At 67.7% G+C, this 14,967-nt stretch carries 17 protein-coding genes; 10 read left to right on the plus strand and 7 right to left on the minus strand.

What is annotated here, in order from left to right; genetic code table 11:
- Nucleotides 1-2: 2 nt before the first annotated feature.
- From rsmD to LT948_RS12145, 3 genes are read right to left on the minus strand one after another with little or no spacing between them, the layout of a single operon-like run.
- Entirely contained in the window at nt 3-599 is a 597-nt protein-coding gene (gene rsmD, locus LT948_RS12135; RefSeq protein WP_003102864.1) for a 16S rRNA (guanine(966)-N(2))-methyltransferase RsmD, read from the minus strand.
- Nucleotides 599-2,086, minus strand: coding sequence for a M16 family metallopeptidase (locus LT948_RS12140; protein ID WP_023092305.1), 1,488 nt, complete (start codon nt 2,084-2,086; stop codon nt 599-601). Before LT948_RS12140 ends, rsmD begins: the two co-directional genes overlap by 1 nt.
- Entirely contained in the window at nt 2,079-3,476 is a 1,398-nt protein-coding gene (locus LT948_RS12145) for a M16 family metallopeptidase (protein ID WP_003084498.1), read from the minus strand. Before LT948_RS12145 ends, LT948_RS12140 begins: the two co-directional genes overlap by 8 nt.
- A gap of 120 nt (nt 3,477-3,596) precedes the next feature.
- On the opposite strand from LT948_RS12145, the gene ftsY reads away from it, so the two are divergent.
- The 5 genes from ftsY to LT948_RS12170 all read left to right on the plus strand — a co-directional run bounded on the left by ftsY (nt 3,597) and on the right by LT948_RS12170 (nt 8,319).
- Entirely contained in the window at nt 3,597-5,006 is a 1,410-nt protein-coding gene (gene ftsY, locus LT948_RS12150) for a signal recognition particle-docking protein FtsY (RefSeq protein WP_232197078.1), read from the plus strand.
- Complete coding sequence (ftsE, locus tag LT948_RS12155; protein ID WP_003084505.1) at nt 5,003-5,674, plus strand: cell division ATP-binding protein FtsE; 672 nt, start codon at nt 5,003-5,005, stop codon at nt 5,672-5,674. Before ftsY ends, ftsE begins: the two co-directional genes overlap by 4 nt.
- Nucleotides 5,674-6,681, plus strand: coding sequence for a permease-like cell division protein FtsX (gene ftsX, locus LT948_RS12160; RefSeq protein ID WP_003084508.1), 1,008 nt, complete (start codon nt 5,674-5,676; stop codon nt 6,679-6,681). The genes ftsE and ftsX overlap by 1 nt, the downstream gene beginning before the upstream one ends.
- A gap of 113 nt (nt 6,682-6,794) precedes the next feature.
- Nucleotides 6,795-7,649 carry an RNA polymerase sigma factor RpoH gene (gene rpoH / locus LT948_RS12165; RefSeq protein ID WP_003084510.1) on the plus strand — a complete coding sequence of 285 codons (855 nt, stop codon included), beginning with the start codon at nt 6,795-6,797 and terminating at the stop codon, nt 7,647-7,649.
- A 64-nt stretch (nt 7,650-7,713) separates the two neighbouring features.
- Nucleotides 7,714-8,319: a hypothetical protein gene (locus LT948_RS12170; protein WP_003084511.1), complete on the plus strand. Its 606-nt coding sequence runs from the start codon at nt 7,714-7,716 to the stop codon at nt 8,317-8,319.
- A gap of 4 nt (nt 8,320-8,323) precedes the next feature.
- On the opposite strand, the gene mtgA is transcribed toward LT948_RS12170, so the two are convergent.
- Complete coding sequence (gene mtgA, locus LT948_RS12175; protein WP_023092307.1) at nt 8,324-9,055, minus strand: monofunctional biosynthetic peptidoglycan transglycosylase; 732 nt, start codon at nt 9,053-9,055, stop codon at nt 8,324-8,326.
- A 36-nt stretch (nt 9,056-9,091) separates the two neighbouring features.
- Between mtgA and LT948_RS12180 the strand changes: the two genes are divergently transcribed.
- The 5 genes from LT948_RS12180 to LT948_RS12200 all read left to right on the plus strand — a co-directional run bounded on the left by LT948_RS12180 (nt 9,092) and on the right by LT948_RS12200 (nt 12,962).
- Entirely contained in the window at nt 9,092-9,469 is a 378-nt protein-coding gene (locus tag LT948_RS12180; RefSeq protein ID WP_003084513.1) for a DUF423 domain-containing protein, read from the plus strand.
- A 102-nt stretch (nt 9,470-9,571) separates the two neighbouring features.
- Complete coding sequence (thiS, locus tag LT948_RS12185; protein WP_003084514.1) at nt 9,572-9,772, plus strand: sulfur carrier protein ThiS; 201 nt, start codon at nt 9,572-9,574, stop codon at nt 9,770-9,772.
- A 58-nt stretch (nt 9,773-9,830) separates the two neighbouring features.
- Nucleotides 9,831-10,628: a thiazole synthase gene (locus LT948_RS12190; protein ID WP_003084517.1), complete on the plus strand. Its 798-nt coding sequence runs from the start codon at nt 9,831-9,833 to the stop codon at nt 10,626-10,628.
- Nucleotides 10,629-10,781: 153 nt separating this feature from the next.
- Complete coding sequence (gene trmB, locus LT948_RS12195) at nt 10,782-11,453, plus strand: tRNA (guanosine(46)-N7)-methyltransferase TrmB (RefSeq protein WP_074198336.1); 672 nt, start codon at nt 10,782-10,784, stop codon at nt 11,451-11,453.
- 162 nt (nt 11,454-11,615) lie between these two features.
- The gene (locus tag LT948_RS12200; protein WP_003084522.1) at nt 11,616-12,962 is read left to right on the plus strand and encodes a DUF1329 domain-containing protein; all 1,347 of its coding nucleotides are present in this window, start codon (nt 11,616-11,618) and stop codon (nt 12,960-12,962) included.
- 12 nt (nt 12,963-12,974) lie between these two features.
- On the opposite strand, the gene LT948_RS12205 is transcribed toward LT948_RS12200, so the two are convergent.
- From LT948_RS12205 to hemW, 3 genes are all read right to left on the minus strand, one after another.
- Nucleotides 12,975-13,232, minus strand: coding sequence for a hypothetical protein (locus LT948_RS12205; protein ID WP_003084524.1), 258 nt, complete (start codon nt 13,230-13,232; stop codon nt 12,975-12,977).
- 61 nt (nt 13,233-13,293) lie between these two features.
- Nucleotides 13,294-13,617: a DUF3392 domain-containing protein gene (locus LT948_RS12210; protein WP_003084525.1), complete on the minus strand. Its 324-nt coding sequence runs from the start codon at nt 13,615-13,617 to the stop codon at nt 13,294-13,296.
- Nucleotides 13,618-13,697: 80 nt separating this feature from the next.
- A complete protein-coding gene (gene hemW, locus LT948_RS12215; RefSeq protein WP_003117893.1) occupies nt 13,698-14,852 on the minus strand; it encodes a radical SAM family heme chaperone HemW in 1,155 nt (384 codons plus the stop codon).
- Between the last annotated feature and the right edge of the window lie 115 nt (nt 14,853-14,967).

Consider the following 14,967-nt stretch of genomic DNA (forward strand, 5'->3'; position numbering starts at 1 on the left):
CCTCAGGCTCCCCGCTGCCAGAGCGCGTAATGTACGTTGCCGGCTTTCTTTTCCCGGTGCAGCCGCCAGTTTCCGGGCAGGCCGAGGGACGAGGGGACGCTCTCGCTCTCGGTATAGATCCAGGCGTCGGGGTTCAGCCAGCCGCGGGTTTCGAGCAGGCGGCAGGCGTCCTGCAGCAGGTTCTGATGGAACGGCGGGTCGAGGAACACCAGGTCGAAGGCGCTCGGGGCCTGGTTTCCCAGGTAGCGCACGGCATCGCCGAGGACCAGTTGGGCGGTGCCGCACTTGAGCGCGTCGAGGTGGTTGCGCAGGGCCGCCACCGCTTCGCCGTTGGTATCCAGGGCCAGCCCCTCGCGGGCGCCGCGCGACAACGCCTCGAGGAACAGCGCGCCGCTGCCGGCGAAGGGATCGAGCACCCGCGCGCCTTCGACATAGGGTGCCAGCCAGTTGAACAGGGTCTCGCGGACCCGGTCCGGGGTCGGTCGCAGGCCGGGCCCGTCGGGAAAGACGAAACGCCGGCTGCGCCATTCGCCGCCGATGATCCGCAGCTGTCCCTGGCCGCCGTGGCGGCCGGGGGCTTTCGCAGTAGGTTTGCTCATCAATGCTCCGGAACGCCGCTGGGTTGCTGGGCCGGCTTGGCGGTGGGCGGCGGCAGGGGTTTCTGCGGCACGCTCGGGCCGGCGCTGACGATGACGAAGGCGTCGGCGTCCAGGTGTTTGGCCATGGCGGTCCTGACCTGTTCGACGCTGAGTCCCTCGACCTGCTTGAGGAAGCTTTCCAGGTAGTCCAGCGGCAGGCCGTAGAAACCGATGGCGCCGAGCTGGCCGACGATGTCGGCGTTGCTCGCGGTGGACAGCGGGAAGCTGCCGGCCAGTTCGCGCTTGGCGTCGTCCAGCTCCTTCTGGGTCGGGCCGTTGGCCAGGTAGTCGCGGACGATGTCCTGGACCAGCTTCAGCGCACCTTCGCTGAGTTCGGCGCGGGTCTGGAAGTTGATCATGAACGGACCGCGTGCCTGCATGGCGGTGAAGCCGGAATAGATGCCGTAGGTCAGGCCGCGCTTTTCTCGCACCTGGTCCATCAGGCGGGTGCCGAAGCCGCCGCCGCCGAGGATCTGGTTGCCCAGGTAGAGCGCCGCGTAGTCGGGATCCTGGCGGTCGATGCCAAGCTGGGCGAGCATCAGGTGGGTCTGCTCGGAGGGGAAGTCGATGTGCGTCAGGCCGGGCTTGGGCGTTTCCGGCTGGGCGGTCTTGGCCAGCGCCGGGCCCTGGGGCAGCGCCTTGGAGACTTCTGCGGCGATCGCTTCGGCCTCCTGCCGCGAGAGGTCGCCGACCAGCGCGATGACCACGTTGCCGGCGGCGTAGGCTTTCTTGTGGAACGCCTGCAATTGTTCGCGGCTGATCGGTGGAACGGACTTTTCGTCGCCGTCGCTGGAGTGCGCGTAGGGATGCTCGCCATAGAGGCGCTTGAACAGCTCCAGCCCGGCCAGCTTGCCGGGGTTCTGCTTCTGGTACTCGAAACCGGCCAGGACCTGGTTCTTGATGCGTGCCAGGGCGTCCTCGGGGAAGGTCGGCTGGCCGATCACCTGTTCGAACAGCTTCAGCGCCTGGGTCCGCTTGTCGGCGTCGGACAGGCTGCGCAGGCCGGCCACCGCCATGTCGCGGTAGGAGCCGTTGCTGAACGAGGCGCCGAGGTCCTCGAAGCCGGCGGCGATGGCAGTGGTGTCCTTGCCCGGCACGCCTTCGTTGAGCATGGCGTTGGTCAGCATCGACAGGCCGGGGGTGCCGGCGTCCTGGCTGCTGCCGGCGGCGAAGGTCAGGCGCAGGTCGAACATCGGCAGTTCATGGGCTTCGACGAACAGCACCTTGGCACCTTCGGCGGTCTTCCATTCCTGGATGTCCAGCTTGCGATGGACCGGCGGCTGCTTGGCGACGTCCTTCAGCGACTGCAACTGGTTTTCCTCGACCGCCGCGGCATGGGCCGCCGCCGGGGTCTGGGTGGGACGCGCGACGAAATAGGCCAGCGCGGCCAGCAACGCAATGACGATCAGGCCGAGCAGGCCATAACGCAGCCCTGTGCGCTCACTCATGACGGGCCTCCTTTTCCTCGGCCTTCACAGGCAGCACTTGCGCCAGGGTCAGGCGCGACGGGGTGAAATAGGTGCGGGCGGCTTTCTGGATATCGTCCGGAGTCACTGCCTTGAGGGCCTCCAGGTCCTGGTCGATCAGCTTCCAGGACAGGCCGACGCTTTCCAGCTGGCCGATGCTGCTGGCCTGGGCGGCGATGGAGTCCTTCTCGTAGACCATCCCGGCGATCATCTGCGCGCGCACGCGCTCGATCTCCGCGGCGCTGGGCGGGTTCTGCTTGAGGTCGTCGAGCTGCTTCCACAGACCGGCCTCGACCTGCTCGAGGGTCTTGCCCTTCTGCACGTTCGGCGTGGCCGAGAGGACGAACAGGCTGTCGCCGCGGTTGAACGCGTCGTAGTAGGTGGAGGCGCCGGCGACCAGCTCCTCGCCGCGCTCCAGGCGCGAGGCCAGGCGGGCGCTGTAGCCGCCATCGAGCAGCGCGCCGATCAGGCGCAGGGCGTTGACTTCGCGAGGGTTCTCGCTGCTGCCCAGGCTGGGCACGTTGAAGCCCATGATCAGGTTCGGCAGCTGGGTGCGTACGTACAGCTTGAGCCGGCGCTCGCCGGGCTCGGCCAGTTCCAGCGGCTTGCGCGCCGGCGGCAGCTGGCGCCAGGGGATCTCGCCGAAGTAGCGCTTGGCGAGGGTCTTGACCTCGTCGGCGGTGACGTCGCCGACCACTACCAGGGTGGCGTTGTTCGGCGCGTACCAGGATTCGTACCAGTGGCGCAGGTCGTCGATGGTCATGCGCTGCAGGTCGGCCATCCAGCCGATGGTCGGGGTGTGGTAGCCGCTGGCCGGGTAGGCGGCGGCCTTGAAGCGCTCGAAGGCGAGGGCGTTGGGATTGTCGTCGGTGCGCAGGCGGCGCTCCTCCTTGATCACCTCGATCTCGCTCTTGAACTGGTCGGCCGGCAGGCTCAGGTGGGCCATGCGGTCGGCTTCCATCTCCAGCGCCACCGGCAGGCGGTCGCGGGCCAGGACCTGGTAATAGGCGGTGTAGTCGTCGGTGGTGAAGGCGTTCTCTTCCGCACCCAGGTCGCGCAGCACCCGCGAGGCTTCGCCCGGGCCGAGCTTGCGGCTGCCCTTGAACATCATGTGTTCGAGGGCGTGGGACAGGCCGGTGAGCCCGGGTGTCTCGTAGCTGGAGCCGATCCTGTACCAGAGCTGGGAAACCACCACCGGGGCGCGGTGGTCTTCACGCACTATGACCTTCAGGCCGTTGTCGAGGCTGAACTCGTGGGTGGGCTGGGTTTCCGCCGCCTGGGCGAAAAGCGGGAGACAAAGGCTGGCTAGGAGCAGGCCGACGCGGCGGCGAGCTGGGGTTTTCATGGTGATCTGGACCTTTCGTGCCGCCACCGGGGTCTCAGGTCACTGCGGGGCAGGACCCTTAGCCCCGTCGGGCGAGGAGATGCTAGGATACCCATCCGTTTTCCGGGCGGCCACGTCCCGTGCCGCTCCCTTGAGATACAAGCATTCATGTTTGGTTCCAACGACGACAAGAAGGCCCCGCAGGGCGGGGAAAAGAAAGGTCTGTTCGGCTGGTGGCGGAAAAAGCCGCAAGCCGGCGAGCAGCCTGCCGATCAGCCTGTCGAGCCGGTCTCCGAGACAGCGGCCGCCGAGCAGCGCGCGCCCGCCGATGACGTAGCGCAATCCCTGACAGAACAGCCAGGTCGGCAGCAGCCCTCCGCTGCCGAGCCGGCCGAGCCGCCGGCGCCGGCGCCGGTTGCCGAAGCGCCGCTCGCCGGTGACGAGCCAGCGTCGGCCGAGGAGCATTCGCCCCGGTCCGAGGCGCCCGTCGCGCAACCCGAGCCTATCCTGGCTGCCGAGCCCGAGCCCGAGCCCGAGCCCGAGCCCGAGCCCGAGCCCGCGCCCGAGCCCGAGCCCGAGCCCGAGCCCGAGCCCGAGCCCGTTGCGCCGCTGGCCGCCGCTCCGGCAGTCAGCGAGCCGGCGACCAGGCCGGGCTTCTTCGCCCGCCTCCGGCAGGGGCTGTCCAAGACCAGCGCCAGCATCGGCGAAGGCATGGCCAGCCTGTTCCTCGGTCGCAAGGAAATCGACGACGACCTGCTCGACGACATCGAGACGCGCCTGCTGACCGCCGACGTCGGCGTCGAGGCCACCACCCTGATCGTGCAGAACCTGACCAAGCGCGTGGCGCGCAAGGAGCTGGCCGACAGCGGCGCGCTGTACAAGGCGCTGCAGGAAGAGCTGGCCAGCCTGCTGCGCCCGGTGGAGCAGCCGTTGCAGGTCGACGTCGCGCGCGAGCCCTATGTGATCCTGGTGGTCGGGGTGAACGGCGTGGGCAAGACCACCACCATCGGCAAGCTGGCGAAGAAGCTGCAACTCGAGGGCAAGAAGGTCATGCTGGCCGCCGGCGACACCTTCCGCGCTGCCGCCGTGGAGCAGTTGCAGGTCTGGGGCGAGCGCAACCGCATCCCGGTGATCGCCCAGCACACCGGCGCCGACTCCGCCTCGGTGATCTTCGACGCGGTGCAGGCCGCCAAGGCCCGCGGCATCGACGTGCTGATCGCCGATACCGCCGGACGCTTGCATACCAAGGACAACCTGATGGAGGAGCTGAAGAAGGTGCGCCGGGTGATCGGCAAGCTGGACGAGACGGCGCCCCATGAGGTCCTGCTGGTGCTCGACGCCGGCACCGGGCAGAACGCCATCAACCAGGCCAAGCAGTTCAACCTCGCGGTGGAGCTGACCGGCCTGGCCCTGACCAAACTGGACGGCACCGCCAAGGGCGGGGTGATCTTCGCCCTGGCCAAGCAGTTCGGCCTGCCGATCCGCTATATCGGTGTCGGCGAGGGGATCGACGATCTCCGTACCTTCGAGGCCGACGCCTTCGTCCAGGCACTCTTCGCAGAGCGGGAGAACGCATGATCCGCTTCGAGCAGGTCGGCAAACGCTATCCCAACGGCCACGTAGGCCTGCACGAGGTGTCCTTCCGCGTGCACCGTGGCGAGATCCTCTTCGTCACCGGCCACTCTGGCGCCGGCAAGAGCACCCTGCTGCGCCTCATCCTGGCGATGGAGCGACCGACCAGCGGCAAGCTGTTGCTCGGCGGCCAGGACCTGGGGCGCATCACTACCGCGCAGATCCCTTTCCTGCGCCGGCAGATCGGCGTGGTGTTCCAGAACCACCAACTGCTCACCGATCGTACGGTGGCGGACAACATCGCCCTGCCGCTGCAGATCCTCGGCATGCCCAAGCCGGAGATCGCCAAGCGCGTGGCCTCGGCCCTGGAGCGGGTGAACCTGAAGGAAAAGGGCGAGGCGTTGCCTTCCGACCTTTCCACCGGCCAGCAGCAGCGGGTCGGCATTGCCCGCGCCATCGTCCACCAGCCGGCCCTGCTGCTGGCGGACGAACCCACCGGCAACCTCGACCCGCGACTCGCGTCGGAAATCATGGGCGTGTTCGAGGATATCAATCGCCTGGGCACCACCGTACTGATCGCCAGCCACGACCTGGCCCTGATCGCCCGTATGCGCCATCGCATGCTGACCCTGCAGCGTGGCCGGATCATCGCTGACCGTGAGGACGAGGCCTGATGAGCGCCAACGATCTTCCCCGTGGCCCCGAAGAGGGCGCACCGGAACGCAAGACCCGCGAGAAACCGAGCCAGGAACAGACCGACTGGAGCGGCTCGTTCAGCGCCTACCTGGAAAGCCATCGCGCCAGCCTGGTGGACAGCCTGCGCCGGTTGTTCGGCCACCCGTTCGGCAGCTTCTTCACCTGCCTGGTGATGGGTATCACCCTGAGCCTGCCGATGGGCCTTTCGCTGCTGCTGAACAATGTCGAACGGCTCGGCGGCTCCTGGCAGCGCGCCGCGCAGATCTCCCTGTTCCTCGACCTGAAGACCAGCGAAAACCAGGGCCAGGACCTGCGCGAGCAGATCGAGCGCCTGCCGGATGTGATCGAGGCCCAATTGATCAGCCGCGAGCAGGCGCTCAGCGAATTGCAGGAACAGTCCGGCCTGGGCGAAGCGCTCAAGGAGCTGCCGGAGAACCCACTGCCGCCGGTGATCTCGGTCACGCCCAAGCAGATCGATCGGGCCGGCCTGGAGGCACTGCGCCAGCAGCTCGCGGAGCTGCCTCATGTGCAGCAGGCGCAGCTCGACCTGGTATGGGTCGAGCGCCTGAGCGCGATCCTCAAGCTCGGCGAACGCTTCGTCTTCGGCCTGACCATCCTGCTGGTGCTGACCCTCTTGCTGGTGGTGGGCAACACCATCCGCCTGCACATCGAAAATCGCCGTAACGAAATCGAGGTGATCAAGCTGGTCGGCGGGACGGACGGTTACGTGCGCCGGCCATTCCTGTACATGGGCGCGTTGTACGGCCTGGGCGCGGGCATCCTGTCCTGGGCGCTGCTCGCCTATTCGCTGAACTGGCTGAACGGTTCGGTGGTCAACCTTTCAGGGCTGTACGGCAGCGACTTCGGCCTGCAGGGCGTGCCGCTGGACGACGGCCTGTCGCTCACCGTCGGCGCGGTGCTGCTTGGCTGGGTCGGCGCCTGGCTGGCTGTGGCCCGCCACCTGCGCGAGCTGGCGCCGCGCTGAGGACAGGGGAATCACGACCGGTCAGCGGGTCGCTGTAAAGGAACTTATACACCCGCTTGCAGTCAGATATCCGAGTGCTACACTGCGCGAGTTTCGTGAATCGGAGGATTCGCATGACCACTTCTTTGCAACCTGTACATGCCTTGGTTCCAGGCGCAAACCTGGAAGCCTACGTGCACTCGGTGAACAGCATTCCGCTGTTGTCGCCGGAACAGGAGCGTGAACTGGCCGAACGCCTCTTCTATCAGCAAGACCTGGAAGCGGCGCGGCAGATGGTGTTGGCGCACCTGCGCTTCGTTGTTCATATCGCCAAGAGTTATTCGGGGTACGGCCTGGCCCAGGCCGACCTGATCCAGGAAGGCAACGTCGGCCTGATGAAGGCCGTGAAGCGTTTCAACCCGGAAATGGGCGTTCGCCTGGTGTCCTTCGCCGTGCACTGGATCAAGGCGGAGATCCACGAGTTCATCCTGCGCAACTGGCGGATCGTCAAGGTCGCCACCACCAAGGCGCAGCGCAAGCTGTTCTTCAACCTGCGCAGCCAGAAGAAGCGCCTGGCCTGGTTGAACAACGAGGAAGTCCATCGCGTCGCCGAGAGCCTGGGGGTCGAGCCCCGCGAAGTGCGCGAGATGGAAAGCCGCCTGACCGGCCAGGACATGGCGTTCGACCCGGCCGCCGACGCGGACGACGAGAGCGCCTACCAGTCGCCGGCGCATTACCTCGAAGACCACCGCTACGACCCGGCGCGCCAGTTGGAAGACGCCGACTGGAGCGACAGCTCCAGCGCCAACCTGCACGAGGCGCTGGAAGGCCTCGACGAGCGCAGCCGCGACATTCTCCAGCAGCGCTGGTTGTCCGAGGAGAAGGCCACGTTGCACGACCTGGCGGAAAAGTACAACGTCTCCGCCGAGCGTATCCGGCAGCTGGAAAAGAACGCCATGAGCAAGCTGAAAGGGCGGATTCTCGCCTGATCGCCGCGCCTCGCGAAAACCGCACTCCGCAAGGGTGCGGTTTTTTTCTGCCCGGAGGAATCCCATGCCGCGCAATACCCGCTGGCTGTTCTACCTGTCGCTGGCGGTCCTGACCTTCGTCGTCGGCGCCTGGCTGGTCCGTACGCCGGAACCGGCACGGCCGTTGCCGTGGCTGGCCGACTGGCAGGAGCAGGTGCTGGCGCCGTTGGCGGACAACGCCCTGACCCTGCGCCAGCTGCACGACGCGGTGGATGGCGAGCTGTGGGTGGACCCGCGCCTGGATGGCGTGCGCCTGGCCTTCCGTGGCCGCCTGCTGGGCGACGGCGGCCCCTGGCAGGTGGAAGGCGAGCTGGGCCTGAGCGCCGAGGAGCAACTGAGCCTGCAGCGGGCATCCGCGTTGCAGCCTGGCAGCGCGCCGCAGCCATTGAGCGCCGGGCTGGAAGGACAGTTGGGCGACAAGCCGATCGTGGCGCTGAGCATGATTCCCGAAGGCAGGGTCGGTGCCGAGCGGCTGCTGGCCAGTCTCGGCCAGCCGCGCCTGCGCCTGCAACTGGCCCAGGGCGAGGCCTGGGTCTATCCGCAACTGGGCCTGACCGCGCACCTGCCGGACGACGACTTGCGACTGATGCTCGCGGTGCCGCGCCAGGCCCTGGAAAAACCGCCGCGTTGAGCTTTCAGCGCTCCAGGCGCAGCAGGTAGTCGTCGCCGCCCAACTGCCACATCTGCTGGCGAATCCAGGCCGCGCGCTGGCGCACGTAGGGGCCCGGCTTGGCCGCGCTCCATTTCAGCGGGCTGGGCAGCACCGCGGCGAGCTGGCTGGCCTGGGTGCGGCTCAGGCGCTCGGCGTCGAGGCCGAAGTGATAGCGTGCCGCAGCCTGCGCGCCGAAGACGCCCGGCCCCCATTCGGCGCTGTTCAGGTAGACCTCGAGAATCCGTTGCTTGGTCCAGAGCGTCTCGATCAACAGGGTGAACCAGGCCTCCAGGCCCTTGCGCAGCCAACTGCGCCCGGACCAGAGGAAGACGTTCTTCGCCACCTGCTGGCTGAGCGTACTGGCGCCGCGGATACTGCCGCCGCGCTCGTTGTGCGCGAGGGCCTGCTGGATGGCCGGCAGGTCGAAGCCGTGGTGCTCGGCGAAGTGCTGGTCCTCGCCGGCGATCACCGCGACCTTCAGGCTGTCCGGCAACTGCTCCCAGGAGCGCCAGTCGTGTTGCAGGTCGATGGGCTGGCCGTCGACCCAGGAGCCGACCTTGCGTTCGACCATGACCATGGTCCCCGGTGGCGGCACCCAGCGCAGGACCGCGACCAGCACGACGCTGGCGGCCATGAACCAGAGCAGGTACTTGAACAGGCGGCGGAACAGGGATCGCAACATGCGCGGCTTGGCTTGGAAGAAGGGGGCGGCCATTATAGCGGGCTGGATGCTATCACCGGAGTCTTGTCCATGCTTCGTCCCTTCCTGTTGTTGGCGGCATTTTTCGGTTTCACCGGCGTGGCCCTCGGGGCGTTCGCCGCCCACGGCCTGAAGAAGCAGCTCAGCGCCGAGTACCTGGCGGTATTCCAGACCGGCGTGCACTACCAGTTGATCCACGCCCTGGCGCTGTTCGGCGTGGCGCTGCTCGCCACCCGCCTGGACGGCCGCCTGGTGAGCGCGGCGGGTGGCCTGTTCACGCTGGGCATCCTGCTGTTCTCCGGCAGCCTCTACCTGCTGACCCTCAGTGGCATCGGCAAGCTCGGCATCGTCACCCCGTTCGGCGGCGTCTCCTTCCTCGCCGGCTGGCTGTGCCTGGGGCTGGCCGCCTGGCGCCTGGGCAACGCCTGAGACCGGTTGCCTCAGGCGGCGCACTTGTCGACAAGGCGCCTTGGTCATCGGGGTGGATCGGGCTAGAATGCCGCTCCCTTTCACTTTCGTGACCGTCCAGCCATGCAGATTCAACTGAACGGCGAGCCCTTCGAGCTGCCCGACGCGCAGAGCGTCGCGGACCTGCTGGCCCGCCTGGAGCTTGGCGGCCGCCGCGTGGCCGTCGAGCTGAACCTGGATATCGTGCCGCGCAGCCAGCACGCCAGCACCGCGCTCAAGGATGGCGACCGCGTGGAGATCGTCCACGCCATCGGCGGCGGCTAGGCCTGGCCCCCGAACCCTTCCATCGGCCCCGCAAGCCTTTCCATCCAGGAGTCATCCGATGAGCCAAGCATCCAGTACCGATACCCCCTTCGTCATCGCCGGCCGTACCTATGGCTCGCGCCTGCTGGTGGGGACCGGCAAGTACAAGGACCTCGACGAGACCCGCCGGGCCATCGAGGCCTCCGGAGCGGAGATCGTCACGGTGGCGGTGCGGCGCACCAACATCGGGCAGAATCCCGACGAGCCGAACCTGCTGGATGTGATCCCGCCGGATCGCTACACCATCCTGCCGAACACCGCCGGCTGCTATGACGCGGTCGAGGCCGTGCGCACCTGCCGTCTGGCCCGCGAGCTGCTGGACGGGCACAACCTGGTCAAGCTGGAAGTCCTCGCCGACCAGAAGACCCTGTTCCCCAACGTCGTCGAGACCCTCAAGGCCGCCGAGCAACTGGTGAAGGACGGCTTCGACGTGATGGTGTACACCAGCGACGACCCGATCATCGCCCGCCAACTGGCCGAGATCGGCTGCATCGCGGTGATGCCGCTGGCCGGCCTGATCGGCTCCGGCCTGGGCATCTGCAACCCCTACAACCTGCGCATCATCCTCGAGGAAGCCAAGGTCCCGGTGCTGGTCGACGCCGGCGTGGGCACCGCTTCCGATGCAGCGATCGCCATGGAGCTGGGTTGCGAGGCGGTGCTGATGAACACCGCCATCGCCCATGCCAAGGACCCGGTGATGATGGCCGAGGCCATGAAGCACGCGATCGTCGCCGGTCGCCTCGCCTACCTGGCCGGACGCATGCCGCGCAAGCTGTATGCCAGCGCCTCGTCGCCGCTGGACGGCCTGATCGACTGATACCGACTACCTGGGGCGGGCTGTCCGCCGGATGCGGGAAGCGTCCGGCAGGCAGCCCGCCCTTCTGTCTCTAGCAAGGTTTTCTTTTCCATGAGCGATACCCCGCAATCCCCGGCCCAGGACTCCCTGGCGGAACACGACGAAGCACGGCCGATGCGCACCGTGAAGAGCTTCGTGATGCGCGCCGGGCGCATGACCGAAGGCCAGCAGCGTGGCCTCGACCTGGGCTGGCCGAAGTTCGGCCTGGAACTGAGCGATGAGGTTCAGGACTTCGACGCGATCTTCGGTCGCCAGGCGCCGCGGACTTTCGAGATCGGTTTCGGCATGGGCCATTCCACCCTGGAAATGGCCGCCGCCGCGCCTGACATCGACTTCATCGGCGTCGAGGTGCACAAGCCGGGCGTCGGCGCGCTGCTCAACGGCCTGCTGACCCAGGGCCTGGGCAACGTGCGGGTGTATAGCTGCGACGCGCTGGAAGTGCTGCGCCACTGCGTGGCCGACGCCAGCCTCGATCGGCTGCTGCTGTTCTTCCCCGATCCCTGGCACAAGAAGCGCCACCACAAGCGGCGGATCGTCCAGCCGGAATTCGCCGAACTGGTGCGGCGCAAGCTGAAGGTCGGCGGCGTGCTGCACATGGCCACCGACTGGGAGCCCTATGCCGAGCATATGCTGGACGTCATGAGCGCGGCGCCGGGCTACCGCAACCAGGCCGAAGACGGCCGCTTCGTACCGCGCCCGCAAGAGCGTCCGGTGACCAAGTTCGAACGGCGCGGGGAGCGCCTGGGACATGGCGTCTGGGACCTCAAGTTCGAGCGCATCGACTGACCCACCGCACCAGCGACGTACCCCTGGCGCCGAACCGGCGCCGGGACTCCAAGCAGACCGGGCACACCCGGCGGACCTCACCTTCAAGCTGCACGTTTCCCGGCTTCGGCCGGATCCAATAATAAGAGCGGCACGGCTCGGCCGGCTGCAAAGGAGACTGCTGTGTTGAAGAAACTGGGCATCCTGTTGCTCGGGGCCGGTTGCGCCTGGGCGGCGCAGGCCAAGGTAGACGAAGTCCAGGCCGCACGCCTGGACCAGGACCTGACCCCGCTGGGAGCGGAGCGGGCCGGCAACGCCGATGGCAGCATCCCGCCCTGGACCGGCGGCATCACCCAGGCGCCGGCCGGCTACCGGCCCGGCATGCATCACCTCGACCCGTTCGCCGCCGATCGTCCGCGCCTGGTCGTCGACAGCCGCAACATGGCCGCCTACCAGGCGCTGCTGACGCCGGGCACCCAGGCCTTGCTGCAGGCCAACCCGGACTACCACCTGCGGGTCTTCCCCACCCGCCGCAGCGCATCCCTGCCGCAGCGCCTGTACGACGCTACCCGCGCCAACGCCAGCCGCGCCGAGCTGATCGCCGACGGCAACGGCGTGCAGGGCGCTGCCGCCGGCGTGCCCTTCCCCCTGCCGCAGAGCGGCCAGGAAGCGATCTGGAACCACATCATGCGCTACCGCGGCGAGCAACTGCACCTGCAGACCAACCAGGCGGCGGTGCTGGCCAACGGCAGCTACAACCTGCTCAAGCTCGACCGCTACCTGTACTTCGTCTATGGCCGCGAGGGGATGATCCCGGAGAACCTCGACAACACGTTGTTCTACTACAAGTACAAGGTGGTCGCGCCGGCGCGCCTGGCCGGTTCGGCGCTGGTGGTGCAGGAAACCCTCGACCAGGTGCTGTCGATCCGCAAGGCCTGGCGCTTCAACCGTGGCGAGCGGCGCGTGCGGCGCTTGCCGACCCTGGCCTACGACAGCCTGCAGCCGGATACCAACGGCATGGCCACGGCGGACACCGTGGATGTCTACAACGGCGCACCGGACCACTACGAGTGGGCGTTGCTCGGCAAGCGCGAGATGCTGGTGCCTTACAACAGCTACGCGGTGCACCAGAAGGGCCTCGCCTATGGCGACATCCTCAAGAGCCGCTTCATCAATCCCGACCTGCTGCGCTACGAGCTGCATCGCGTCTGGGTGGTCGAGGCGACCCTGCGCAAGGGCTTCAGCCATCCCTACGCCAAGCGCCGCTTCTACCTCGACGAAGACAGCTGGCAGATCCTCGCCGCCGACATCTACGACAAGGATGGCGTGCTGACCCGGGCCCAGGAGGTCCATCCGATCAACTACTACGATGTGCCGCTGGTCTCCAGCACCCTGGAAGCGATCTACGACTTCAAGGGCGGCCGCTACTTCGTCGATGGGCTGGACAACAACGAGCCGATGTACGACTTCGGCGTACAGGTCGGGCCGCGCGACTTCACCCCGCAGGCGCTGCGCCGGGAGGGTAACTGAGGCGGACGGCCCTCAGACGATCAGCTCGGCGCCGCGCAGCGTGCCGTCGTCGTCCAGGCGCGCCGGCGCCGGGCTGATCTGCAGGTACTTGATGCTGTCCCGCGGGATCAGCAGCAGGTCGCCGTCGACCTCGACGCTGAGATAGGGCGTGTCCAGTTGCTGGCGGATGCTGCGGGCGACCTCGGCCGGGTCGTCCTGCTGGCGCGGGAAGCGCAGCGACAGGCGCTGGCCGTCGGTGAAATGCAGGTAGAGGTGCTTGATCGGTTTCATGCGGGCTCCCGGAGGCCATGACGCTCTTGGGGACGGTGCTGGCCGCCGGGAGACCGGGGGCTCAGCTGCGATCGGCGATCATGCCGATCACGAAGAACACTAGCAGGAGCACGGGCGCCAGGGTGTAGTTGTTGAAGTAGCCGAGGCCCTTGGCCAGCCAGGGGGTGACGAAGACCATCGCCAGGCCGTAGCCGACCGCGCAGATCAGCACGAACAGCAGGGTGCGGAAGACGAAGTTGAGGCTGCCGATGCGCTGCTGTACCCAGGCGTTGATCGCCGGGCCGAACAGCACCAGCAGGGTGGCCATGATGGCCAGGGAGATGTCCGACAGGTGGCTGCGGCTCCAGCGCGACAGGGTGGCGATCAGGTCCAGCGCGTAATCCATCGAGGGTTCCTTGTAACGAATCGGCGTGTCGGTCGGCGGAGTTTACCTGCCTGCCGGCACGGATGGGCGTGCATCCGTCGTCACGGCAGGAAATGTTGCAGCAGGTCGTTGAGGAACAGCTGGCCGCGTTCGCTGGGGCGCAGGCGCTGCGGGTCGTCGGCGAGCAGCCCGGCGTCGCGCGCAGCGGCGCAGGCATCGGCGATCGCCGCCAGTGGCTGGCCGGTGCGCTGCGGGTAGAGCGCGGCGGGGACGCCGTCGACCAGGCGCAGCACGTTCATCATGAACTCGAATGGCAGGTCGGCCGCTTCCAGCGGGCGCTCGCCGGCCTGGAAGGCCTTTTGCGGGTTGAGGTAGTCCTTCGGCAGGCGGGTCTTCCAGGTCCGCACGATGCGTCCGTCCGGCGCGCTCAGCTTGGCGTGGGCGCCGGCGCCGATGCCGAGGAAGTCGCCGAAGCTCCAGTAGTTCAGGTTGTGCCGGGCGCGCAGGCCGTCGCGGGCGTAGGCGGAGGTCTCGTACTGGCGGTAGCCGTGCTCGTCGAGCAGGGCCTGGCCGGCTTCCTGGATGTCCCAGAGGATGTCGTCCTCGGGCAGCTCCGGCGGCTGGCTCCAGAACACCGTGTTCGGCTCCATGGTCAGTTGGTACCAGGAGAGGTGCGTGGGGGCCAGGGCGAGGGCCTGGCGCAGGTCGGCCAGGGCGTCGTCGAGGCTCTGCCCGGGCAGGCCGTGCATCAGGTCGAGGTTGAAGTTGTCGAAGCCGGCCTGGCGCGCCATGTCGGCGGCGCGCACTGCCTCGGCGCCGTCGTGGATGCGCCCCAGAGCCTGCAGCTTGTCGGCCTGGAAGCTCTGCACGCCGATGGACAGGCGATTGATGCCGAGGCGCCGGTAGTCGGCGAACTTGACCTGTTCGAAGGTGCCGGGATTGGCTTCCAGGGTGATCTCGATGCCGTCGGCGAAGCCGACCCTGCGCTCGACGCCTTCCAGTAGCCGGCCCAGGGCCTTGGCCGAGAACAGGCTGGGCGTGCCGCCGCCGAAGAAGATCGAACCCAGGCGCCGGCCGTGGACATGGCGCAGGTCCTGCTCCAGGTCGGCGAGCAGGGCGTCGACATAGGCCTCTTCGGGCAGCTCCGGGCCAGCGGCGTGGGAGTTGAAGTCGCAATACGGGCACTTGCGCACGCACCACGGGATGTGCACGTACAGGGCCAGGGGCGGGAGCTGGAACGGGGTGGCTTGGGTCACGGGCGGGGCGGGGTGGGGGCGGTTTCGGGGCGCTATCGTGGCATGAGTTCGGCCAACCTCCAAGGCGGCCGGACGAAACGCCGTGCCGACGCCGCCCGGGGGCGGCGCCGGCGGC

It is taken from the genome of Pseudomonas sp. CP-1, from assembly GCF_021213715.1.
Classification (GTDB): domain Bacteria; phylum Pseudomonadota; class Gammaproteobacteria; order Pseudomonadales; family Pseudomonadaceae; genus Pseudomonas; species Pseudomonas aeruginosa.

Bases quoted from the DNA above. Each gene is read 5' to 3' on its own strand.
- rpoH (WP_003084510.1), top strand. From the start codon at position 6,795: ATGACCACTTCTTTGCAACCTGTACATGCCTTGGTTCCAGGCGCAAAC.
- LT948_RS12190 (WP_003084517.1), top strand. From the start codon at position 9,831: ATGAGCCAAGCATCCAGTACCGATACCCCCTTCGTCATCGCCGGCCGT.
- rsmD (WP_003102864.1), bottom strand. From the start codon at position 599: ATGAGCAAACCTACTGCGAAAGCCCCCGGCCGCCACGGCGGCCAGGGA.
- ftsE (WP_003084505.1), top strand. From the start codon at position 5,003: ATGATCCGCTTCGAGCAGGTCGGCAAACGCTATCCCAACGGCCACGTA.
- LT948_RS12170 (WP_003084511.1), top strand. From the start codon at position 7,714: ATGCCGCGCAATACCCGCTGGCTGTTCTACCTGTCGCTGGCGGTCCTG.
- LT948_RS12140 (WP_023092305.1), bottom strand. From the start codon at position 2,086: ATGAGTGAGCGCACAGGGCTGCGTTATGGCCTGCTCGGCCTGATCGTC.
- LT948_RS12205 (WP_003084524.1), bottom strand. From the start codon at position 13,232: ATGAAACCGATCAAGCACCTCTACCTGCATTTCACCGACGGCCAGCGC.
- thiS (WP_003084514.1), top strand. From the start codon at position 9,572: ATGCAGATTCAACTGAACGGCGAGCCCTTCGAGCTGCCCGACGCGCAG.
- ftsY (WP_232197078.1), top strand. From the start codon at position 3,597: ATGTTTGGTTCCAACGACGACAAGAAGGCCCCGCAGGGCGGGGAAAAG.
- LT948_RS12210 (WP_003084525.1), bottom strand. From the start codon at position 13,617: ATGGATTACGCGCTGGACCTGATCGCCACCCTGTCGCGCTGGAGCCGC.
- trmB (WP_074198336.1), top strand. From the start codon at position 10,782: ATGCGCACCGTGAAGAGCTTCGTGATGCGCGCCGGGCGCATGACCGAA.
- mtgA (WP_023092307.1), bottom strand. From the start codon at position 9,055: ATGGCCGCCCCCTTCTTCCAAGCCAAGCCGCGCATGTTGCGATCCCTG.
- ftsX (WP_003084508.1), top strand. From the start codon at position 5,674: ATGAGCGCCAACGATCTTCCCCGTGGCCCCGAAGAGGGCGCACCGGAA.
- LT948_RS12180 (WP_003084513.1), top strand. From the start codon at position 9,092: ATGCTTCGTCCCTTCCTGTTGTTGGCGGCATTTTTCGGTTTCACCGGC.